The organism is Candidatus Eisenbacteria bacterium (assembly GCA_035712145.1).
Taxonomy (GTDB): Bacteria; Eisenbacteria; RBG-16-71-46; order RBG-16-71-46; family RBG-16-71-46; genus DASTBI01.
This window is the reverse complement of record DASTBI010000252.1, coordinates 1-21,525: the sequence shown is the minus strand read 5'-3', so window position 1 is coordinate 21,525 and position 21,525 is coordinate 1. Positions and strand designations below refer to the sequence as shown.

The following is a 21,525-nucleotide window of genomic DNA, read 5'->3' as shown; positions in this document are numbered from 1 at the left end:
CGACATGGCGCTCGAGTGCGACGTCCTGGTGATCGGCAGCGGGCTCGCGGGTCTCTCCTTGGCGCTCAAGGCGGCGCGGCATGGGCGCGTGCTGGTGGTGACCAAGAAGGGCGAAGCCGAATCGAACACGCAGTACGCGCAGGGGGGGATCGCGGCGGTGTTCGACGGCACGGACAGCTTCGCGTCGCACCGCCGGGACACCCTGCGGTGCGGCGCCGGGCTCTGCGACCCGGACGTGGTGAAGGCGGTGGTCGAGGAAGGTCCCGAGCGCGTCAGGGAGCTGGCGTCGTGGGGCGTGCCGTTCAGTCGCACGGCGCGCGGTTTCGCCCTGGGCCGGGAGGGAGGCCACAGCCGGCGCCGCATCGTCCACGCCGCCGATGCCACCGGCCGCGCGGTCGAGACCGCGCTGCTCCACCGCGTGCGCAACGATCCGCGCATCCAGGTGGTGGAGGACCGGCTGGCGGTCGACCTGCTGCTGGAGTCACGGCTCACACCGCGGCGCGGCGGCAGCCAGGCGGACGCGTGCTGGGGCGCCTACGTGCTGCAGCGCAGCACGGGGAGGATCGAGCCGATCACCGCCAAGGTCACGGTGCTGGCGACCGGTGGATGCGGCAAGGTCTACCTGTACACCACCAATCCGGACGTCGCGACCGGCGACGGACTGGCCATGGCCTGGCGCGCCGGCGCGGTGCTCACCAATCTCGAGTTCGTCCAGTTCCACCCGACGTGCCTGTATCATCCCAAAGCCAAATCGTTCCTGCTCAGCGAGGCGCTTCGAGGCGAAGGCGCGGTGCTGCGCACGCTCGACGGCACCCGCTTCATGCCGCGCGTCCACAAGCTCGCCGAGCTGGCGCCTCGCGACGTGGTGGCGCGCGCAATCGACCGCGAGCTCAAGCGACGCGGCGAGCCCTACGTCACGCTCGACATCAGCCACCGTCCGGCGCGCTGGGTCCTCTCGCGCTTCCCGCACATCGCGGCCACGCTGCGCACCTACGGCTTCGATCTGACGCGCGAGCCGATCCCGGTCGTGCCGGCGGCGCACTACATGTGCGGAGGTGTTGCGGCCGACCTGTCGGGACGCACCAGCCTCCGCGGTTTGCTGGCGATCGGGGAGACCGCGTGCACCGGGCTTCATGGCGCCAACCGGCTGGCGAGCAATTCGCTGCTGGAAGCCCTGGTGAGCGCGCACCACGCCGCCGCCGAGGCGGCGCGCAGGGTCAAGGCCGTCTCCAAGCCGCCGCGGCCCGCGCCGTGGAGCGCCCGCGGCACCCGGCCGCCGCTCGAGACCGTGGTCTTCGACCACAACTGGGACGCGGTGCGCCGCGCGATGTGGGACCTGGTCGGCATCGTGCGCACCGACCAGCGCCTGGTGCAGGCGGCACGACATCTCGATCTGCTGCTCGATGAGTCGGAGCACGCGTTCGACACGCTGCGCCTCTCGCCGGATCTGGTCGAGCTGCGAAACGTCGCCCTGGTCGGAAGCCTCATCGTCCAGAGCGCGCGCGCGCGACGCGAGAGCCGCGGACTCCACTTCAACCTCGACCATCCCCGCCCGGTGCGGAGCTTTCAGCGTCCGACCCGTCTGCGCGCACATGCGAGGAGCCCGCGCAGGCGACGCACTTGAGCGCCCGCGCCGGCGCCCCCTATAGTCCGTACACTTCGTCCGGCACGGCGAGGCCATCCACATGACCCACGATCTCTGGGATCTTGTCGACCACATTCGCTCCGCCGATCCGCGGTACCGGCGGGAAGCGTATGGATTCGTCAGCGCGGCGCTCGTGAATGCCGCGCAGGCCTTGCCTCCCGAGCGCCGGGTCGACCCCATCCGCCGGCATCTCAGCGGAGCGGAGCTGCTCGAGAGCGTGATCGCTCTGGCGCGGGCCGAATTTGGACCGATGGCTCCGGCGGTGTTCCACGAATGGGGGCTCCGGACGGCCGCCGACGTGGGCGAGCTGGTGTTCCAGCTGGTCGAATCGGGACACTTGAGCGCACTCCCCGAGGACCGGCGCGAGGACTTCCACGGTCCCGACCTCATGCGACGGCTGGCCGTGGATCCGACTTCGGACGTCTCGGGCTGACTCTTCCGTGAGCATCTATCGGCGGCTGCTCGGGTACCTCGCTCCGTATCGTCTGCGGCTCCTGGCCGCGATCCTCTGCATGGTGGTCTACGCCATGACCACCACGGTCTCCCTCAGCCTGGTCTCGCCGTTCATGCAGGTGTTGTTCGAGCGCCCCGGCCAGGGGCAGGTGCAGGGGCTTCCGGGAGCCGCGCCGTCGGATCCGGCACGGACGCTGGCTCGCGCCCAGGAGCCGATGCGGCTCGACAACCTCGCGCATTGGCCGGCCATCCTGCGCGCTCGAATCGAGCGCTCCATCCTCCACGTCCGGCCGCTGGTCGCGCTCGAGCGCATTTGCCTCTTCATCCTGGTGGTGCTGTTCCTCAAGAACCTCGCCGATTACTTCCAGAGCTACCTCGTGCTGCTCGTGGAGCAGGCCGCCATCCGTGACCTTCGAAACGACCTTCAGCGCCAGCTCCAACGTCTTTCGCTCTCCTTCTTCCACGCGCGCCGCACCGGAAGTCTGATCTCACGGGTGACCAACGACGTCGAGTACCTGCGCAACGCGCTCGCATCGGGAGTGAGCACGATGGGGAAGGACCTGCTCACGCTGATCGGGGCGCTCGGGCTCGCCTTCTACGCCTCGTGGCGCATGACCCTGCTGGCGCTGCTGGTGATTCCCGCCGCCGGCCTGCTGCTCGGCCGGATCGGCCGCACCATGCGGCGTCGCTCGACCCGCACGCAGGAGCGGATGGGAGACCTGACCGCGATCCTGCAGGAGAGCATCACGGGGGCGCGCGTGGTGCGCGCCTTCGGAACCGAGGCCTTCGAAGTCGAGAAGTTCCAGCGCGCGAACCAGGCCTTCTATCAGTCGTTCGTGCGCATGCGCCGGATCGCGCTCGCGGCGCGTCCCTTCAGCGAGTTCGCGCTGGTGCTGGTGGCCGTGGCGATGCTGTGGTACGGGGGCCGCGAGATCTTCGTGAATCACTCGCTGGCACCGCACCAATTCGTCCTGTTCGTCACCGCGCTCCTCACCACCATCTCGCCGACCAAGAGCCTGGCCGAGGTCAGCGCCAACGTTCAGCAAGGCATCGCCGCAGCCGCGCGGCTGTTCGAGCTCATGGACACGAAGCCGGACGTCGAGGACCGGCCCGGCGCGCGTTCGCTGCCGGCGCTGCGCGACCGCATCCGTTACGAAGGCGTCTCCTTCGCCTATTCCGAAGGGCCCAGGGTGCTGCACGACCTGTCGTTCGAGATCCGCCGCGGCGAAGTGGTCGCGCTCGTCGGCTCGAGCGGCTCGGGCAAGAGCACGGCGATGGACCTCCTGCCGCGCTTCTACGATCCCGCCGCGGGCCGGATCACCCTCGACGGCGTCGACCTCCGCGAGGTGACGCTGGCTTCCCTCCGCGCCCAGCTCGGGATCGTCACCCAGGAAACGATCCTGTTCCACGACACGGTGCGCAACAACATCGCCTATGGACTCGTCGAAGCCGGCGACGACGCGATCCGCGCGGCTGCCACGGCCGCGCACGCGCACGCTTTCGTCACCGCGCTGCCTCAGGGCTACGACACGGTGATCGGCGAGCGCGGCGTGAAGCTGTCCGGCGGCGAGCGCCAGCGTCTGGCGATCGCCCGGGCGCTGCTCAAGAATCCGCCGCTCCTGCTGCTCGACGAGGCCACCTCGGCGCTCGATCTCGAGAGCGAGCGCCTGGTGCAGGAGGCGCTCGAGCGGCTGATGCGCGACCGCACCGTGCTGGTGATCGCCCACCGTCTCTCCACCGTGCAGCATGCCGACCGCATCGTCGTGCTCGAGAAGGGGCGCGTGGTGGCGACCGGAACCCATGACGAGCTGCTGGACCAGCAGGGCCTTTATCGCCGGCTCTACGACCTGCAGTTCGTCGCCTGATGGTCGCGCGACCGCGACTCCTCAACGTCCCGCTCGGAGGATTTCAGCGGATCGCGGTGCTGCGGCTCTCCTCGCTCGGGGACGTGGTGCTCACGCTGCCGGTCGTGCACGCACTGGCGCGCGCGTTTCCCGCCGCACGGCTGACGTACTGGGTGAAGGAGGAGTTCGCCGACGTCGTCCAGTTCGACCCCGCGGTGACTCATGTCCGCCGGCTGGAACGCGACGCGCGCCGCCTCGAGGACCTGGTCTCGATGAGCGCCGAGCTCGAGGATTGCGACCTGATCGTCGATCTCCACGGCAATACGCGGACGCGCGTGCTCACGTTCCGGCAGAAGGCGCCAGTGCTGCGCGCGAGGTCGGAACGCTGGGCCCGTGCCGCGCTGGTGCACGCGCGCGCGCTGCGCCGCCCGCTCCCGTCCCATGCGCTCGACCGCTACGACGCCGCGCTTCGTCCTCTGGAGATCTCCGCCTCTGGCCCGCCGAAGATGACCGCCGGGCCAGAGGCGGAGCGGCGTGCCGAGCTGTGGATGTCGCGCTTCAGTCCCGCGTCGAAGCCGGTCGCGATGCTCCCCGGAGCGCGTCACTTCACCAAGCGCTGGCCCGAGGAGCGTTGGATCGAGCTCCACGACCGGCTCACCGCATCCGGCCGCACGCTGCTGTATGCCTCGCTGGAATCCGAGCGCCAGGCGATGGCCACCCTCGCCGCACGCGTCGCGGCGACGCCCACCGCACGCTGGTGCACCGAGCCGCTCGCCATCATGGCCGCCGTCCTGTCCCGCGCCGCGGGGGCGGTGTCGAGCGACAGCGGCCTGATGCACGTCGCGGCGGCTCGTGGCCTGAGCGTGGTGGCGATGTTCGGGAGCACGGCGCCCGAGCTCGGTTTCGCGCCGGCGGGCGATGGGCATGTCGTCCTGTGCCGGCACGAGCGCTGCCAGCCATGCACCCTGCACGGACGCGAGCGCTGCCCGCGGGGACACTTCCGCTGCATGGTCGGCATCAGCGCCGAACAGGTCGCGTCCGCGCTCGCTTCACGCCGGTGAGCCGCACGCGCTTGTGAGGGTCGGAAGCCCCGCCTATAATCCTGCGCCCATTCTCATGGAGAGGTGCAATTGAGCGACGTCCTGGACAAGAAGACGTTCGTCGAAGAGCTGACGGACCAGAGCGACGACTTCGCGCGCTGGTACACCGAGGTGGTCCGCAAGGCGCAGCTCGCCGACTACACCCCGGTGCGCGGCTGCATGGCGATCCGTCCCTACGGCTATGCCTTGTGGGAGCACATGCAGCGGCTGCTCGACCAGCGCATCAAGGCGACCGGACACCAGAACGCCTACTTCCCGATGCTGATCCCGGAGTCGTTGCTGCAGCTCGAGGCCGATCACGTCGAAGGCTTCGCGCCGGAGTGCGCCTGGGTCACCCACGGAGGCAGCGAGAAGCTGGAGGAGCGGCTCGCCATCCGTCCGACGAGCGAAGCGATCATCGGCCGCATGTACTCCCGCTGGATCGAGTCCTATCGCGACCTCCCGGTGCTCATCAACCAGTGGTGCAACGTCATGCGCTGGGAGAAGGTCACCCGGCTCTTCCTGCGCACCACCGAGTTCCTGTGGCAGGAGGGGCATACCGCCCACGCCACCGCCGAGGAATGCCAGGAAGAGGTCCTTCGGATGCTCGACGTCTACCGGGATTTCGTCGAGACCGAGCTGGCGATTCCGGTGCACGCCGGACCCAAGAGCGCGGCCGAGAAGTTCGCCGGCGCCGAGATGACCTACTGCATCGAGGCCCTGATGCGGGATGGCAAGGCGCTCCAGGCGGGAACGTCGCACAACCTCGGCCAGCACTTCGCCAAGGTGTTCGACATCACGTTCCAGGACGAAGGGGGCAAGCGCCAGTTCGTGCACCAGACGTCGTGGGGAATGACGACGCGCCTGATCGGAGCGCTGATCATGACTCATGGCGACGATCAGGGGCTGAAGCTGCCGCCGCGTGTGGCGCCGGTGCAGGCGGTCATCGTCCCGATCTGGCGCAAGCCGGAGGAGAAGGCGGCCGTCTCCGAGCACGTCGCGCGCGTGCGCCAAGCGCTCGCCGGCGAGGTGCGCGTCCTGGTCGACGATCGCGAGCAGTACACGCCGGGCTGGAAGTACAACGAGCACGAGCTGCGCGGCGTGCCGGTGCGGCTGGAGATCGGGCCCAAGGATGTGGCCAACGGCGCGGTGATGAGCGTGCGCCGCGACAACCGCGCCAAGGAATCCATTCCGCTCGACCGCCTGCCCGATCGCCTGCCGGCGCTGCTGGACGAGATCCAGAAAGCACTCTTCGCCGCGGCGGCCGCGTTCCGGGCGGAAAATACGGCGACGGCGAGGACGCTGGCCGAGATCGAGGCCCACTTCGCCGGCAAGCGCGGCTTCCTCGCCGTTCCGTGGAGCGGAGACGCGAAGCTCGAGGCGGAGATCAAGGAGCGCACCGGCGCCACGCTTCGCTGCGTGCCGATCGACCAGACGCCGTGGGCCGGATTCGCTCCGGCGGGTCAGCCGGTGGCGCTCTTCGCCAAGGCATACTGAGAGGATCGGTCCGAGCTCTCGGACACGTCTTCCGCGCGTGAGACGCCTCCTCGTCCGGCTGCCGAACTGGCTCGGCGATCTCCTGATGTCGCGCCCGCTGCTCCATTCGTTGCGCGCGTCCTTCACCGAGGCCGAGGTGTGGGCGATCGGAACGCCGGCGGCGCCGCTGCTCGAAGAGGAAGGGCTTTGGGACCGCTTCCTCACTCGAGACGTGCTGGTGAGCGGGCGTGACGCCGCGAGTCCATTCCAGGGACAGCGCTTCGACGCCGCCGTGATCCTGCCGCCGTCGTTCTCGAGCGCGTGGACCCTGTGGCGGCTTGCGGTGAAGCGGCGCGTCGGCTTCGCCGCGGAGCTGCGCTCCTGGCTCCTCACCGACGCGATCCGACGCACGGCCCGGGGAGAGCGTCATCTGAGCGAGGAGTACCTGGATCTCGGCGAGCGCCTGGGCGCCCGCCGCTCGCGGCTGCCCATCCTGCGCCCCAGCGAGCAGGGTCTGGCGCTGGCCACCGCGCGACTGAGGCGCCTCGGCGCGGGCGGCGAAGCGCCCGTGATCCTCGGTCCCGGCGCCGCGTACGGACCGGCGAAGCGCTGGCCCGCGGAGCGCTTCGTGGCGCTCGGCCAGCGCCTGCGCGCACGAGGCCATGCGGTCCTGGTGGCGGGCTCGGCCGAGGATCGCGAGACGGCGGAGCCGGTCGCGGCGGCGATCGGAACCGGCGCTCACGCGATCGCGGGGGAGACTTCGCTCTCCGAGCAGCTCGCGCTCTGCTCGCTGTCCCGCGTCACGGTCACCAACGATTCCGGTCTGGGTCACCTCGCCGCCGCTTCGGGAGCGCCGACGGTGGTGGTCTTCGGCTCGACGAGCAGCGCCTGGACTGCGCCGCTCGGTCCCAGGACCGCCGTCGTCCAGAGGGCGCCGGTGTGCTCGCCGTGCTTCCAGCGCACCTGCCAGATCGGCTACCGCTGCCTGCAGGCCGTCGACGTGGCCGCGGTGGAACGCGCCTGCGAGGTCGTGGCCGCGTGAGGATCCTGGTCGTCGCCGATGGCGGGAACCCTTCGAGCCGCCTTCTCACGGCTGCGGCCGGGCTGGCCCTGCGCGGGCATCAGGTCCTGTGGCGCGGGCCCTGGGCGCCGGCCAGCGCGCTCGATGATCTGCGGCCGGTGGAGAGCGACCGCGACCTCTGGACGTGGAAGGCCGACGTCGTGGTGAGCGATGCCGGAAGCCCGCTGCGCCCCGCCTTGCTCGGGTGGCAGGCGCGCGCGTTCTGTCAGGTGCTGGCCCTCGAGCACGCTCGCGTCGCGTCGTGGAGCTGGCTCGAGCGGTTCATGTGGTCGAGCCTGCACCCTCAAGGCCTGGTCGAGCCGGGGGAGGCGCCGAGCTTTCAGGAGCGGCCTTCGGGACTCTCCTTCGAGCACCTGGCGCTGTGGTCCGACGAGCTCCCGGCCGAGACACCGGACGCCGCCCACGGAGACACCGAGATCCTCGAGCGCGCCTGCGAGCGCGCTCTGGCTCGCCAGCGCAGCCGGGCGTCACGCTCGGCGGCCTTTCTCGACCGCGACGGGACCCTGGTGCGCGAGGTGGGCTATCTGTCCGATCCCGCGGACCTCGAGATCCTTCCCGGTGTGCCTCAGGCGCTGCGCCATCTGCAGGCCGCGGGTCTCGCGCTGGTCGTGATCTCGAATCAGTCCGGCGTGGGCCGGGGTCTGTTCTCGATCTCCCGCGTCTACGACGCCATGGCGCGGCTGAGGCGGCGGCTCCGCGCCGAAGGGGTGGAGATCGACGGCATCTACTTCTGCCCTCATCGCCCCGAAGCCGGCTGCGCCTGCCGCAAGCCGGGGAGCCTGCTGCTCGAGCGCGCGGCGGAGGATCTCGGCCTCACCCTGCGGGACTCCTACATGATCGGCGACAAGCGGCTCGACGTGGAGACCGGCCACCGAGTCGGCGCCCGAGGGCTCCTGGTTCGCACCGGCTACGGGCGAGATGAGGAGCAGCGGGAGGGGACGCCGATCGAAGCGCCGGACGCGGTGTGCGACGACCTGTCGGCGGCGGCGGACTGGATCCTGGCGCACGCCGCCGCGCCGTAACGGCGAACCAGGGACACCTGAGGCGAGACTAGCGATCGGGATCCAGCGTGATGCGGTAGCTGTCTCCGCCGCGCTCGAGCTGGTAGCCGAGCTTGTAGCCGCGGACGCGAGTCTGCTCGTCGCCGACCCAGTCGTCGTCCACCAGGGCACCGAGCGACTTCGGGTAGCGGCCGTTCTCGCGCCGGTAGAGGTCGAGTGCGGAACGGAGCTGCTCCACCTGCACCGCCGCGAATACATCGTTGGCCGGCTCGGGATCCTGACGCTGTTCCTGCAGCACGCGCGCGCCGAAATGGAGTCCCACCGCAACCGCCAGCACCAGGCCCGCGACCATCACCTCGCGCGGCACCGAGGTGTGAGCCGGGGGAGGCGCCAGGATGCGGCGAGCGGCGTCGCCGGCCCCGGGCTCCCGCCGGCCGACGACCTCGATCCAGTTGGCGTCGAGCATGCGGTCGAGGGCCTCGTAGGCCTCGTACTCGGCGAGCGGCGCGGCCTCGACCACCTCGGCCACGGTGTGCTGGCCGTCGATGATGCCGAACAGCTCCTTCTCCTCCTCGGTCAGCGGCTCGTCGGGATCGGGTAGATCGCGGACTCCGAGGAGGTCGTATGGGTTCTTGAACTTGCCGATGAACCGCTTCTGCTCGTCGACGCGTCGCGCAGCCTCGATCAGCGCGCCTTCCATGCTGAGCCGCACCAGCGGCGGCGTGGGCCAGGTTTCCTTGGGCTCGAAGCGGTAGCTGCCGCTCTCCCAGCGCACGATCCGCATCAGGTCGTTCAGGATCTGGCGCTCGATGAATGCCTTGAGCTCGTCCGACTCGAGGTAGCGTCCGTTGACCAGCAAGTCCTCGAGGTCGCGGTTCGACTCCTTGTGAATGCTGAGCAGGCCGCGGCGCTGCTCGTCGGAGAGCCGGTGCACCTTGAGCAGGAAGTGAAGCAGTGGATCCTCGGACTTCATCCCCGGGGAGCGCGTTCCGGTGATGCGGCCGTCGGTGACATGGATCTGGGCCCGCTCGGTGTTCCACTCGAGCTTGAGACAGCCGCTCTTCTTCTGGCTCCCGAGAAGCTGCAGGATCTCGGTCACCGAGAAGTCGCGAAGGTTGCCTTGCAGAGCCATGGGATCCTCAGGCCGCCCGCGATGCCGGACGCTCGGTGATCGGGCCCTGGCGAGCGGCACTGACACGCAGCGTGGGAGCGTCGGGATCCGGGCTCGTCAGGTAGCCGATGACCGAGAGGGTGTAGACGACCACCGCGCCCGCCGCCAGTCCCCAGCTCGGCCCGACGCCTCGCGCGAGCTGGATGCCGAGAGCATACGGCGCCTGGAGGTCGAGCCAGCGGCTCACGAGATCCGCGCTCGCCGCCAGCAGCACCAGTGCGCTGAAGACGCGCCGGCGCGCCAGCAGTCCAAGGCCCGGGATCAGGCCGGCCCCCAGCGTGCGCACGATCGAGCGGCGGCGCTCGATCTTGCGGCGGCGCCCGAGGAGCAGGACGCGGCCGAACTCTCCACTCTCCGCCCGCGCCGCGATGGCCGAGCAATCGCGACACAGCGCAACTTCACGCAGACGCTGCGCGCAGCGGCGACAGACCGGCCTGGCGCAGTTCGAGCAGCTGCGCAGCGGCATCTTCGACTGCCACCACAGACCGAGCCCCAGGGACAAGAGCGTGAGGAACAAGGCGGCCATGGCGAACGGCCACCCCGAGGTCTCGATCATTCCGCGCCACGCCACCGGCAGGGCGGGAACGACTGCGCTCGAGGGCGTGTCGAGCAGCGTCTTCCAGAACGCCGGCGGGTCGATCCACTGGTCGACCAGCGGAAGGTCGCCGCTCTCGCCGGAGCGCGCCTGATACGTCTTGACCATCTCGAAGTCGAGCGCCGAGGCCCGGGCGACCGCATCGCTCGCCGCGCGATAGTCGAACAGCCGCGTGTGCACCTGCGAGGCGTTGAAGAACGCGGCGGCATTTCGCGGATCGGCCTCGGTCGCCTTCTGGAAGCTGGCGAGCGCGTCGTCGAAGCGTCCCTGCATCGCCAGCAGGTTTCCGAGGTTGTTGAGCGCCTCGTCGCTGGCGGGCCAGATCTCGAGTGCGCGCCGGTAGGCCTTTTCGGCGCCGTCCAGGTCGCCGGCGCGCCGCGCCAGCCATCCGTGCGCGAACTGGAGATAGGGGCTGTCCTCGTGCTCCGTCGCGAGACGCGCGACCCGCTCGTGCTCCTCGGACGAATAGTCGCGTTGACCCAGAGCCGCGACCCCGTAGAACGGCGCGCCACTTTCGCGCAGCGGGAGAGCCAGACGGCCGAGCAGCGTTGGCGCGAGCGGCGCCGCTCCGACCATGAGCGCCAGTGCCACGAACACCATGCGCTCGCGCACCTTCAGCATCGGCCAGATCATGGCGAGCATCACGAGCGCGGGCAGTGCCGCGCCCAGGCCGAGCACGAACGGCATCGCCAGGAACACCCAGGACCAGATGGCCGCGCTGCGCGGAGCCAGCGCAAGGCCCAGCCGCTCGCTCCACAGGTGCCGAAGCTCGTGCTGGTGCAGACCTACCAGGATCATGGCCGCGATCAGGAGACCGAAGAACAGCGCATGCAACGCGAAGAAGATCGCGTTGGCGCTGAGCTCGAGCTGGAGCGTGAAGTCTTCCTTGAGTCGATGGAGAAGCGATGCCCACGACAGCAGGGTCTGGCTCGGCTCACGCGTGAGGAACCACCATCCGAGCGTCAGGTGGGGGGCGACGAACGAGGGATCGAGGTTCGCGGCGCCGCGCATGAGACTGACTGCCTGCGCCTCCTGGTGAGACTTCCAGGCCATGAGCCCGCGGCGATAGGCAAGCCGCGCCTCGCTCGGCATGGCCACTTGCTGGGACTGAGCCTTTTGAGCGAGCCACTGGTCCAGGTCGCGCAAGTCGGGCAGGGGGCGCTCGGTTTTCGCCGGTGGCGAAGCCCCGCCGCCCATCGCCTCGGCCTGGTCGTCGGCGTGTGCCGGCGAGAGGCCCCGCGGTGCGGCCCAGAGCGCCAGGGCCACGATCAACACTGCGACCGTCCCCAGCACGCGCAACTTCCTGTTGGTCGTCGAGGTCACGTCTCTTGACAGGGTATGGAAGCCATCCGTAACTTGCCGGCGCTCAGGGCGGTTATCGGCGTGGGAATGCCTCGCCTTTACTGCGACTTCGCCCGATCGGGCCGGCCATTACCCCACGGAATCCGCATGGAACCCTCGCTCGAAGGCTCCGCCGCCCCGCCCGAACCTTCCGCTTCGTCTCGTCCATGGATCCGGATTGCCGACGCGAGCCGTTACGTCGGCCAGCGGGTCGAGGTGCGCGGGTGGGTGGCGCACCGGCGCTCCAGCGGCAAGATCCAATTCGTCGTCGTGCGTGACGGCAGCGGCGTCATGCAGTGCGTCGCCTCTGCCAAGGACGTCTCCGAGCAGGACTGGCGAACCGGGGAGCAGCTGACCCAGGAGTCATCGGTCATCGTCGTCGGGGACTTGCGAGCGGATGCGCGCGCGCCCGGCGGGGTCGAGATGGGGCTCGCCGGGATCGAGCTCGTCGGGCTGGCCGAGCCGTATCCCATCACGCCCAAGGAGCACGGCACCGATTTCCTGATGGATCATCGCCATCTCTGGCTTCGTGCGCCACGCCAGCAGGCGCTGTTGCGGCTGCGCGCGGAGATCGTTCAGGCCTTTCGCGACTTCATGAGCCAGGAAGGCTTCCTGCTCGTCGACTCGCCGATCTTCACGCCCAACGCCTGCGAAGGCACGACCACTCTGTTCGAGACTCAGTACTTCGACCAGAAGGCTTACCTGACGCAGAGCGGCCAGCTCTATGCCGAAGCCGCGGCGATGGCGCTCGGCAAGGTGTATTGCTTCGGCCCCGCCTTCCGCGCGGAGAAGAGCAAGACGCGCCGACACCTCATCGAGTTCTGGATGATGGAGCCCGAGTGGGCCTTCGCCACGCTCGAGGACGTGATGAGGCTGATGGAGCGTCTGCTGGTGTACACCGTGGGGCGAATGCTCGATGTGCGCCGTGAGGATCTGAAGCTGGTGGAGCGCGACACGGCTCCGCTCGAGAAGGTGCAATCGCCCTTCCCGCGCATGCATTACAACGACGCCGCGCGGCGCCTGACGGACAAAGGCCACCCTTTCGAGTGGGGGAGCGACTTCGGCGGGACGGACGAGACGGTGCTTTCGAGCGAGCACGACCGGCCGCTGCTCGTCACCCACTATCCCGCCGCGGTGAAGGCGTTCTACATGGAGCCCGACCCCGGCGATCCCCGGCTCTGTCTGTCGTGCGACTGTCTGGCGCCGGAGGGCTACGGCGAGATCATCGGCGGTGGCCAGCGCATGGCGTCGCTCGAGCTGCTCACCCGGCGCATCGAAGAGCATGGCCTGCCGCAGGAAGCCTTCGAGTGGTACAAGGACCTGCGCCGCTACGGCACGGTCCCGCACTCGGGTTTCGGGATCGGCGTGGAGCGAACGCTCGCGTGGATCGCGGGGCTCGAGCACGTGCGCGAGACGATTCCATTCCCGCGCATGCTCTACCGGCTGAAGCCCTGACCGCGCCGCGTCAGCGGCGCCGGCTCATCACCAGGAGCATGTTGGCGCCGGCAACCGTGTCTGCCACGGCTTCGGTCGTGTAAGCGCCGAACACCGCCGCCCGCTCCTCCGCACTCCGGAATGGTGCGCCCGCGCCGGCGAACGCCTGGCCCCCGGTCACGACTCCGCGCCGCACCACCAGCCAGTCCGGACGCTCCCGGCTCACGACGTCGGCATACCAGCCGGGACCCTGCATGCGGCGCGCGGCCACCTGCGGCGATACGAGCCCGACCTCGTCGACGATCTGGACCGGGGCATTGAAGCCCACCATCCCGATCGGTTCGAGAAAGACCTTCGCCCCCGGTTGCGCACGCTCCCGGAGGAAGTTGGCGACTCTTCCGAAGCCGAGGTACTCGGACTGCGCACGGCCCAGATAGAGATTGGGCACCACGGTCCACAGTCCGGCGACGAGGAGCCCCGTGCTGATCTCCAGCGCGCGCCCATGAGACACGCGCGGGAACCCGACCGCCGCCAGCGCTCCGAGCGCCGCCAGGGGCACGGCCAGGTACCACCAGAAGTACGCGACTCCGAGCAGCGAGTATCCGAGCCACACCGCGAGCCCCGCGGCGATGAAGCTCGCCAACGGCTGCGATCGCTCCGTCCACAGCGCCCGGGCGCCGATCCATGCCGAGGGCGCCGCGACGACGGCCAGCAGGAAGAGATGGCCGGTGTCGCTGATCTGGGGGAATCGGAACAACGTGAACGGGGACATCCATTCCCACCAGTGCCGTCCGGCCCACGGTCCCGGGGTTCCGTAGATCTGGGACTTGGCGATGAGGCTCTGCGGGATCGGACTGCCGAAGTAGACCGCGAGCGCAATCACCGCCGCTCCGACCAGTCCGATGGCGATCCATCGATCGCGCCAGCGCGCCCAGCCGGCCACGATGGCGCTCGCCACCATCCCTTCGGGTCTCATGAGCGCGAGGGCGGCGAGTGCCAGGCCGGACAAGGGATTCTTCGCGCCGCACCACGCCGCAGCCAGCGCCATGAGGCCGATCATCGCCTGGTTCTCCATGCCCGACACCGATGCGGCCCCGAAGTACGGCCAGACCGCGAAGAAGAAGGCGAAGCACCACGCCGAGCGGTTGCCGAACGCGCGCCGCAGCATGGTGGTCACGACGACGAGGGCGACGACCTCCAATGCCAGCGTGGAGAGGCGAGCCCACGGCACCGGCGGAGCGCCGAGCTTGATGCCCACCGCGAGCCACAAAGTCCAGAGCGGCGAGGAGAAGCCGAACACGTGCTCGCCGGGATTGAAGACGAGCCCGAATCCGTTGGCGAAGTTCCGCGCGTAGCGGAAGGTGATGTAGGCGTCTTCCGCCGCGAACGGGATGTACAGCGCGAGACCGATGCGAGTGATCAGGAGCAGAGCGGCAGGGATCAGGTAAGGCGCGCGGGGGTCGAGCAGGTCGCCGAGCGTGGGCCATCGGAACGGCGCGGCGGTGGCATGAGAAGGCGCCGGCTCTTTTCGCGCGGGTTGAGGCGTTCGACGATTCGGGCTCGATCGCCTGGTCATGCGCGGCGGCCTCGAAAGGAGGGGAAAAGGGAGAACCCCGGCGCCACGAAAGCCGCGGACACCGGGGTTCCTATTACAGCCGTCGCGATGAGCGCGCGACGATCTGAAGCGCGGCCTTGTAATCAGGGGAGCCCAGATCTGCCCCAGCGAGAGGCGAACGGCAGCCCACGCACGAGCGAGATGACTGGCGACAAGGATGAGACGTGAGTTACCTCTGGACTCCCGAACAAACGAAAACCGGGAACCACCGACTCGGCCGGGCAGTCTATGCATCGCCGCGATGTGTGGCAAGCAAACTTCACCAGGCCAGAGGCCCCGCTGTTTCTTGACAGGTCTCGAGACGCCGCCTACCGTCCGGCCCTTTCCCGGGCTTCCTTCGAGGCGACGGATTGACATCGACCTCATGTCATTTCTAGACTTCGCGCACTTCGACTTCCCGGGCTCGGGTGGGCGCCGTCGTCTGCGTCTCCATTCCGTCTGGCTTTTGCTCATCGCCGCCTGGATCCAGGGCTGTTCCTCCAAGTCGAATCCGGCGCCGGTGGAAGATTCGCTGACCTCGGGGCGTATCTCGGTGGCCAGCGCGGCGGAAGCCAGGACGATCATCGATCGGGAGAAGAGCGCCTTCGAGAAGCTCTACCCGGAGGCCAGGATACAGGTGACGACGCGCCCATCGGGTGAGGCGATCCGGGCATTGTTCGCCGCGGAGAGCGACTTGGCGGTGATCTCCCGGGAGCTCGAGACCGAGGAGCGATCCGCGGCCGCTCGGGGCGGACTGGAGCTGGAAGGTTATCGATTTGCCAAAGACGCGGTGGTGGTGATCGTCCATGCGGCCAATCCGGTGGAGAACCTGGCCCTGGACGATCTCAAACGCATCTATTTGGGCAAGATCCACAACTGGTCCGATCTCGGTGGCCCGGATCGTGCGATCGAACCTGTGTTTCCGGACCCGAAGTCCGATCTAGCGGAGTTTTTCGTGCAACAGGTCATGAACGGAGAACCGGTGCAAACGCGGGTGGCGCTCGTGGATCACGATTCCCTGGCGGTCGCTGAGGTGCGCGCCCGGCCGGGTGGAGTCGGTTTCGTCTCGCTGGCCTGGGCCGAGCACGGCGCCAAGACTCTCCGCGTGTCGGCGCTCACCGGACTGCCCTACTGGAAGCCGGACCTGGAGGCGGTCTACGACGGCGACTATCCGCTGACGCGCGCGCTGAGCTTCTACGTGCGCAGCAACGGTCCACGTGTGGCGCACGGTCTGATCACGTACGTGACCAGCTCGGATGGCCAACGAATCGTCCACGAAGCGGGACTGCTGCCGACCTCGGTGCCGGTGCGCTTCGTTCGACGCTCCCCACTGAAGGGAGCGCACTGATATGAGAGGAGAAAGAACCCTGAACCGCACACTCTCCACGCATGGAACCCGGCGCGCACTCCTGCTGCTCGCGATGGGTGTGGGACTGGTCGCGGGACCCGGCGTCATCCGCGCCGACGATCTGAAGGACGGGCGCGCGGCGCTGCAGGCGGGTCGCTACGACGAGGCGTTGAAGTCCTTCGAGAAGGCTTCGTCGCAGGGCCTGGCGGCGGGGCGTGCCGGCGTCGGTCAAGTCTGGCTGCGACGCCGCCAGTACGACAAGGCGCTCGAGGCGTTCAAGACCGCTCAGAAGATGGATCCCACGCTCGCCCTGGCCTTCTGGGGCGAAGGCGAGGTGTACCACCGCCAGGACAAGTGCGCGGAAGCCATCCCGATGTTCGAGAAGGCCGTGAGTCTCGATCGCAAGTTTCCGGAAGCGCAGCTCGGCCTCGGGGACTGTTACGTCAAGACCAAGCAGTTCGCCAAAGCGACCACAGCGTTGAACGAAGGACTCAAGTGGGGGCCGAAGTGGCGTCCGCGCTTCCTCGTCGCGCTCGGCGGCGCCGCCGTGGCGCGCGACTCGCTCCGCGCCGCGGGCGTGTACTTCACGCGAGCGCGCGAAGAAGCGCCGACGGATCCCGAGGTGCGGCGCGCCCTCGGCGAGTTCTACATCCAACGTGGCACCTGGTCGCTCGCGGTGCTCGAGACGCAGGCGGCGGTCGACCTGGACAGCAGCGACGTCGAGCTTCGCTACTCGCTCGCCCAGGCGCTGGAGTACGACCAGCGTTATGACCAGGCCCTCGACCAGTACCGGTGGATCGCGCGGCGCGATGCCGACTTCGCTCCGGCGCAGCTGTCGCTGGGAAGCCTGCTCTACCGCGCGGGCGCACACGACCCGTCACGCTATCCCGAGGCCAGGATTCCGCTGGAGCGCTACACCCAGCTGGCGCCTCAGGACCCCAAGGGATGGAGTCTCCTCGGCCGGACGCTCGCCAATCTCAAGATGAGGGACGAGGCGATCACCGCGATGCTCAAAGCCGAGCAGCTGGGGGACAAGAACAAGGAGCTCTACTCGATGCTCTTCCGGGTCATGGCCGAGAAGCGCGACTGGACCAGGGCCGTCCAGTACTACGAGCTGAGCGAGAAGCTGCCCAAGGACGAGCTGCTGGTGGCGCAGATGTATGCGATTCAAGGCAATGTGCCCCGCGCGGACTCGATCTACGCCAACATCCTGAGCCACGACTCGACCAGCTCCGCGGCCAAGGTCGCCATGAACGAGCGGGGGAAGCTCAGGTTCCGGCAGAAGGACTTCGAGGGCGCCCTGGCCCAGTTCCAGAAGCGAAACGCGCTTGACCCGCCAAGCTCCGAGGCTTACTTCTATACGGGCTTGTCCAACAATCAATTGAAGCGGTACCCCGAGGCGGTCGAGGCGCTGAAGAAGTCCACGGCCCTGGACACCACGAAGGCTGACCGCTACTTCTGGCTGGGCGTGGTGCTGGACCAGCAGAAGAACATTACGGACGCGCAGGTCGCCTTCCAGCGCTCGGTGGCGCTGGACGACACCAGCAAGTCGGCCAGCAAGGCACGGGCTCAGCTGGGCTATTATCGATTGTTGGAAAAGGACTGGCCGGGGGCGATCCAGCACCTCGAGCGGTCTGTCGCGCTCGACGCCCAGTACGTGCAGGCGTGGGTGTGGCTGGGGCAGGGCCATCAGAACTCGGGTAATCGCGAAAAGGCGATGGAAGCTTATCGAAAGGCGCTGGCGATAGATCCGAACCAGCCCGAAGCGACCAAGGGCGTCAAGGTTCTGAGCGGCGCGGTTGGGGCCAGCAGCAAGGGAGGTTGAGCATGCTGAAGCAGCGCCAAGTGGAGAGCATCGTGGTCCTCTACCCGAAGGGGTACCTCACCGGCGGGGACGAGACCGAGGAGCTCGACGCTGCGATCAAGCACCACATCGAGTCCGGCAACAAGCACCTGATCATCAACCTGAGCGAGACGCAGCACCTGAACTCGACGGCGCTGGGCGTGCTGATCTCGGCGCACGCCAACTACACGCGCCGCCAGGGGCAGATGAAGCTGTGCGGCGTGGACAAGCGCATCGAGAACATCTTCGTCATCACCAAGCTGTCGCTGGTCTTCGACGTGTTCCCGACCGAAGATCAGGCGATCGCGAGCTTCGCAGAAACCAAGTCGGTCTGACGACCGGTGGGGATCCAGAGGAAGCAGCTCAGGACGGTGACGGTGCTGGCCCTGAAGGGCAGCTTTTTCGGGGACCGCGAGACCGACGATCTTCAGAAGGCGATTCTCGACGAGGCGGCGAGCGGCAATACGCGTCTGGTGCTCAACCTGAAGGACTGCCAGGCCCTCAACTCGATCGCCATCGGCGTGTTGATGCGCGGCTACACGAATTACCGGGGACGCGGCGGCGAGATCAAGCTGTGCGGACTCGGGAAGCGGTTGAAGGATCTGTTCACCATGACGAAGCTGATCATGGTCTTCGATCATCACGACACCGAAGAGGCGGCGGTCGCGTCCTTCGCGGTGGAGTCTTAGAGCCTTCGTTCCGCGCGGATCGGAGGCGTTTTCGTTCCGGTACGAACTCGGCGGCCGGGCCGAGCCGAACCGAGCCCGGGGGGACACGAGTTGCCCCCTCGAGACTCGATGGCGCGGCGGCCCAGGCCCAGCGTCGAAACAAGGAGGAGAGTAGATGAATCGCTATATCGTCCCTGCCGGGTTCGCGCTCGCGGCCGTGGTCTCGTTCGGGATCTACTGGTACCTGCCGGTCCTGGGCGAGGTCGGGGAGCAGATGAAGCAGGGCGGCTATCTGGTCGCTGCGCTCATCATGCTCATCATCCTCCAGACGGCGTTCATCATCGAGCGGCTCTGGAGCCTCAAGAAGGCTCAAGGCCGCGGGCCGCTTCCCGACTTCCTCAACAACGTGCGCAAGCGTCTGCATCACGGAGACGTGGATGGCGCCATCAAGCTGTGCGCCGAGCAGCGCGGTTCTGCCGCCAACGTGATCCGCGCCGGCCTCGAGCGCTATCAGCAGCTCAGGGCCGAGGGCGCGGACAAGGAGAAGATCATCGCCGAGACCCAGGCCGCCATCCAGGAAGCCAACGGCCTCGAAGTGCCGCTCCTCGAGCGCAACCTGATCGCCCTTTCGACCATCGCTTCGATCGCGACGATGATCGGCCTGCTGGGCACGGTGCTGGGAATGATTCGCTCGTTCGCGGCGCTCGGGCACACCGGCGCCGTCGACGCCGGCAAGCTGGCGATCGGGATCTCCGAGGCGCTGATCAACACCGCCGGCGGCCTGTTCGCGGCGATCGCGGGCATCGTGGCCTACAACGTGTTCGTGACCAAGGTGGACGGCTTCAACTACATGATGGACGAGGCCTCGTACGAGACCGTGCAGCTGCTCACGGCGACGGCGGGCACCGAGAAGCGGTAGGAGAGAGACGCAATGCTCAAAAAGATGCGTCGTATCGGCATCGCCATCGATATGACTCCGATGGTCGACGTCGCGTTTCTCCTGCTGATCTTTTTCATGCTGACCACCCAGTTCAAGCCGCCTGAGAAGGACAAGATCACGCTTCCCGAGTCGAACTCCGAGGCCAAGTCACCGGAGTCGGACATCATCACGCTCGCGGTGACGGCTCCCAAGCCGGAGAACGGCATGGCGTCCGCGGTCCGCGTGATCTATCGCGCCGGGGGCCAGGAGGTGTCGCAAACGCTTCCCCCGGAAGCCGTGAAGAGCGATCTCCCTGGGGTGCTGACCCGGGCGCGCACCGCGAATCCCGCGGCCCGCATGATCGTCAAGATGGACAAGGACGCAACTTACGGGATCATGGCCGACATGATGTCGGCGCTGCAGGCCGCCAACGCCCCGCGTTTCAACGTCCAGACCGAGCTCGAAGGCGGCGCCGGATTGTTCGGCGGCCAGCAGACGACGGGCCATTGAGGGAGGTGAGCGTCGATGGGTGCAGTAGACGTCCCGCAAAGAGAACATAAGAAGAAAGGCAAGGGTGGTTTCCGCCGTCCCAAGCGACGCGTCGGCATTCGCATCGACATGACGCCCATGGTGGACGTGGCGTTCCTCCTGCTCATCTTCTTCATGGTCACCACGGTCTTCCGGACTCCGCAGGCGCTCGAGATCAACCTGCCGCCCAAGGAGGACGTGAAAGTCGACATCGGAATCTCGAAGGTGCTCGAGGTGCGTATCCTGCAGGACGGACGCGCCTACTGGCGCAACGCCGAGGATCCCTGGGCCCGCTCGGAGATCAAGGACCTGGTGAGCGTCTTCAAGCCCTGGAAGGCGAGCAAGGACAAAGTGGTCATCATTCGCATCGACCGCCAGGCCAAGTTCAGCAACATGGTCGACGTCATCGACGAGCTCGATCTGGCCAGCCTGACGCGGTTCTCGCTGCAGACCCTCGAGGACCAGCAGCGCCAGGAGGTCGAAACGCTGTGAAACCCGCGGAGGCACTTTTCCAGTTCATGCCCTACGGGGCGCCCGAGCTCAAGGAAGTCGCGCGGAAGTACATGTTCCGCGGGGTCCTCATCGGGAGCGCGGCCTGGCTGCTCCTCTTCCTGCTCTCGTTCGGGACCACGACGTTCATGCGCATGCGGCCTCACGAGACCAAGGTGGTGGTGGTCCCGTACCGCGAGCTCGCCGCTCCGCCTCCGCTCACCGACAAGCCGCCGCCGCCGCAAGTGGCGATCACGCAGCCGGTGGCGCCGCCTTCGGTCGCCATCCCGGTGCCCGTTCCCGATGCCGAAGCGCCTCCCGAGCAGGTGATCGCCTCGCAGGAGGAGCTGGCGCAGAGCGCTCCTGGTCCGGCGACGGAAGGCGAGCAGCTCGTGGTCGCACCGCCCGACGACGATGCGCTGCCGAAGTTCGGCGACTACGTCTACGTCGAGGAGCTGCCCGAGGTGATCACTCGCGTCCCTCCGGTCTACCCTGAGCTGGCCCGCTCAGCCGGCATCGGCGGCGTCGTCCAGCTCCAGGCTCTGGTCGGCAAGGACGGCAAGGTCAAGGACGTGAAGGTCATGAAGAGCGACGGCCAAATGCTGAACGACGCCGCGGTCAATGCGGTCAAGCAGTGGGTCTTCAAGCCCGCCCTCTCGAACAACAAGCCCGTGGCCGTCTGGGTGGCCGTCCCGGTCCGCTTCTCGCTGAACTAGCAGGTCCTCGCCTCAGCCCGCGGCAACCCGAAGAGAGCCGCGCCGATCGGCGCTTTTTCCGCGCCCGTCCGCGCGCGTTGAGCCCTTGGACGCACGCGCGTATAGTCCGTCGGCTTCAAGGCCTTCGTTCGTTCCCCCTCCCCAGGAGGTCGTCATGGAGGTCACCCAGTCTCCTTCGACCGCCGAGGCCGTGCCGGCCGCGGATGCCAGGATGTCTCCATTCGCCCGCGCCATCGCCGTCTTCACCAACCCCGGTGGGGCATGGGCGGGGCTCAAGGTTCAGAAGCAATGGTGGTTCCC

Annotated in this window: 19 protein-coding genes; 16 read left to right on the top strand and 3 right to left on the bottom strand. The window is 68.0% G+C overall.

Annotation, left to right across the window (positions count from 1 at the left end; translation table 11 throughout):
- The first annotated feature begins 4 nt into the window (after positions 1–4).
- The 7 genes from nadB to VFQ05_17440 all read left to right on the top strand — a co-directional run bounded on the left by nadB (position 5) and on the right by VFQ05_17440 (position 8,600).
- On the top strand, positions 5–1,624 hold the full coding sequence (nadB, locus tag VFQ05_17470; protein HET9328560.1) for an L-aspartate oxidase: 1,620 nt from the start codon (positions 5–7) through the stop codon (positions 1,622–1,624).
- 61 nt (positions 1,625–1,685) lie between these two features.
- Complete coding sequence (locus VFQ05_17465) at positions 1,686–2,078, top strand: Minf_1886 family protein (GenBank protein HET9328559.1); 393 nt, start codon at positions 1,686–1,688, stop codon at positions 2,076–2,078.
- 7 nt (positions 2,079–2,085) lie between these two features.
- The gene (locus VFQ05_17460) at positions 2,086–3,963 is read left to right on the top strand and encodes an ABC transporter ATP-binding protein (GenBank protein ID HET9328558.1); all 1,878 of its coding nucleotides are present in this window, start codon (positions 2,086–2,088) and stop codon (positions 3,961–3,963) included.
- On the top strand, positions 3,963–5,003 hold the full coding sequence (locus tag VFQ05_17455) for a glycosyltransferase family 9 protein (protein ID HET9328557.1): 1,041 nt from the start codon (positions 3,963–3,965) through the stop codon (positions 5,001–5,003). Before VFQ05_17460 ends, VFQ05_17455 begins: the two co-directional genes overlap by 1 nt.
- Positions 5,004–5,072: 69 nt before the next feature.
- The gene (gene proS / locus VFQ05_17450) at positions 5,073–6,518 is read left to right on the top strand and encodes a proline--tRNA ligase (GenBank protein ID HET9328556.1); all 1,446 of its coding nucleotides are present in this window, start codon (positions 5,073–5,075) and stop codon (positions 6,516–6,518) included.
- Between the two features lie 37 nt (positions 6,519–6,555).
- Positions 6,556–7,539: a lipopolysaccharide heptosyltransferase II gene (waaF, locus tag VFQ05_17445; protein HET9328555.1), complete on the top strand. Its 984-nt coding sequence runs from the start codon at positions 6,556–6,558 to the stop codon at positions 7,537–7,539.
- Entirely contained in the window at positions 7,536–8,600 is a 1,065-nt protein-coding gene (locus VFQ05_17440; GenBank protein ID HET9328554.1) for an HAD family hydrolase, read from the top strand. Before waaF ends, VFQ05_17440 begins: the two co-directional genes overlap by 4 nt.
- A 28-nt stretch (positions 8,601–8,628) precedes the next feature.
- Here the strand turns inward: VFQ05_17440 and VFQ05_17435 are convergent, their stop codons facing one another.
- The gene (locus VFQ05_17435; protein ID HET9328553.1) at positions 8,629–9,711 is read right to left on the bottom strand and encodes a DUF4388 domain-containing protein; all 1,083 of its coding nucleotides are present in this window, start codon (positions 9,709–9,711) and stop codon (positions 8,629–8,631) included.
- Between the two features lie 7 nt (positions 9,712–9,718).
- A complete protein-coding gene (locus tag VFQ05_17430) occupies positions 9,719–11,638 on the bottom strand; it encodes a tetratricopeptide repeat protein (protein HET9328552.1) in 1,920 nt (639 codons plus the stop codon).
- A gap of 156 nt (positions 11,639–11,794) precedes the next feature.
- Here VFQ05_17430 and asnS point away from each other — a divergent pair, with 156 nt between their 5' ends.
- Positions 11,795–13,141 (top strand): asparagine--tRNA ligase, encoded by a 1,347-nt coding sequence (gene asnS / locus VFQ05_17425; GenBank protein ID HET9328551.1) that lies wholly within the window; start codon positions 11,795–11,797, stop codon positions 13,139–13,141.
- Positions 13,142–13,151: 10 nt separating this feature from the next.
- Here the strand turns inward: asnS and VFQ05_17420 are convergent, their stop codons facing one another.
- The gene (locus VFQ05_17420) at positions 13,152–14,696 is read right to left on the bottom strand and encodes a hypothetical protein (protein HET9328550.1); all 1,545 of its coding nucleotides are present in this window, start codon (positions 14,694–14,696) and stop codon (positions 13,152–13,154) included.
- A 403-nt stretch (positions 14,697–15,099) separates the two neighbouring features.
- On the opposite strand from VFQ05_17420, the gene VFQ05_17415 reads away from it, so the two are divergent.
- The 8 genes from VFQ05_17415 (at position 15,100) to VFQ05_17380 (ending at position 21,225) form a co-directional block, all read left to right on the top strand.
- On the top strand, positions 15,100–16,062 hold the full coding sequence (locus tag VFQ05_17415; GenBank protein HET9328549.1) for a substrate-binding domain-containing protein: 963 nt from the start codon (positions 15,100–15,102) through the stop codon (positions 16,060–16,062).
- 1 nt (position 16,063) lies between these two features.
- Complete coding sequence (locus VFQ05_17410) at positions 16,064–17,887, top strand: tetratricopeptide repeat protein (protein HET9328548.1); 1,824 nt, start codon at positions 16,064–16,066, stop codon at positions 17,885–17,887.
- A 2-nt stretch (positions 17,888–17,889) separates the two neighbouring features.
- Positions 17,890–18,240 carry an STAS domain-containing protein gene (locus VFQ05_17405; GenBank protein ID HET9328547.1) on the top strand — a complete coding sequence of 117 codons (351 nt, stop codon included), beginning with the start codon at positions 17,890–17,892 and terminating at the stop codon, positions 18,238–18,240.
- A 6-nt stretch (positions 18,241–18,246) separates the two neighbouring features.
- Positions 18,247–18,594, top strand: coding sequence for an STAS domain-containing protein (locus tag VFQ05_17400; protein HET9328546.1), 348 nt, complete (start codon positions 18,247–18,249; stop codon positions 18,592–18,594).
- Between the two features lie 154 nt (positions 18,595–18,748).
- Positions 18,749–19,492, top strand: a complete 744-nt coding sequence (locus tag VFQ05_17395; protein HET9328545.1) for a MotA/TolQ/ExbB proton channel family protein — start codon at positions 18,749–18,751, stop codon at positions 19,490–19,492.
- Positions 19,493–19,504: 12 nt separating this feature from the next.
- Positions 19,505–20,002, top strand: a complete 498-nt coding sequence (locus VFQ05_17390; GenBank protein ID HET9328544.1) for a biopolymer transporter ExbD — start codon at positions 19,505–19,507, stop codon at positions 20,000–20,002.
- 15 nt (positions 20,003–20,017) lie between these two features.
- Positions 20,018–20,512, top strand: a complete 495-nt coding sequence (locus tag VFQ05_17385) for a biopolymer transporter ExbD (protein ID HET9328543.1) — start codon at positions 20,018–20,020, stop codon at positions 20,510–20,512.
- Between the two features lie 26 nt (positions 20,513–20,538).
- Positions 20,539–21,225 (top strand): TonB family protein, encoded by a 687-nt coding sequence (locus VFQ05_17380; GenBank protein ID HET9328542.1) that lies wholly within the window; start codon positions 20,539–20,541, stop codon positions 21,223–21,225.
- The last annotated feature ends 300 nt before the right edge of the window (positions 21,226–21,525 follow it).

Coding starts and splice junctions, on each gene's coding strand:
- VFQ05_17435 (HET9328553.1), bottom strand. CDS start 9,711: ATGGCTCTGCAAGGCAACCTTCGCGACTTCTCGGTGACCGAGATCCTG.
- VFQ05_17390 (HET9328544.1), top strand. CDS start 19,505: ATGCTCAAAAAGATGCGTCGTATCGGCATCGCCATCGATATGACTCCG.
- VFQ05_17380 (HET9328542.1), top strand. CDS start 20,539: ATGCCCTACGGGGCGCCCGAGCTCAAGGAAGTCGCGCGGAAGTACATG.
- VFQ05_17405 (HET9328547.1), top strand. CDS start 17,890: ATGCTGAAGCAGCGCCAAGTGGAGAGCATCGTGGTCCTCTACCCGAAG.
- VFQ05_17420 (HET9328550.1), bottom strand. CDS start 14,696: ATGACCAGGCGATCGAGCCCGAATCGTCGAACGCCTCAACCCGCGCGA.
- nadB (HET9328560.1), top strand. CDS start 5: ATGGCGCTCGAGTGCGACGTCCTGGTGATCGGCAGCGGGCTCGCGGGT.
- VFQ05_17415 (HET9328549.1), top strand. CDS start 15,100: ATGTCATTTCTAGACTTCGCGCACTTCGACTTCCCGGGCTCGGGTGGG.
- VFQ05_17410 (HET9328548.1), top strand. CDS start 16,064: ATGAGAGGAGAAAGAACCCTGAACCGCACACTCTCCACGCATGGAACC.
- VFQ05_17395 (HET9328545.1), top strand. CDS start 18,749: ATGAATCGCTATATCGTCCCTGCCGGGTTCGCGCTCGCGGCCGTGGTC.
- VFQ05_17465 (HET9328559.1), top strand. CDS start 1,686: ATGACCCACGATCTCTGGGATCTTGTCGACCACATTCGCTCCGCCGAT.
- asnS (HET9328551.1), top strand. CDS start 11,795: ATGGAACCCTCGCTCGAAGGCTCCGCCGCCCCGCCCGAACCTTCCGCT.
- VFQ05_17455 (HET9328557.1), top strand. CDS start 3,963: ATGGTCGCGCGACCGCGACTCCTCAACGTCCCGCTCGGAGGATTTCAG.
- VFQ05_17385 (HET9328543.1), top strand. CDS start 20,018: ATGGGTGCAGTAGACGTCCCGCAAAGAGAACATAAGAAGAAAGGCAAG.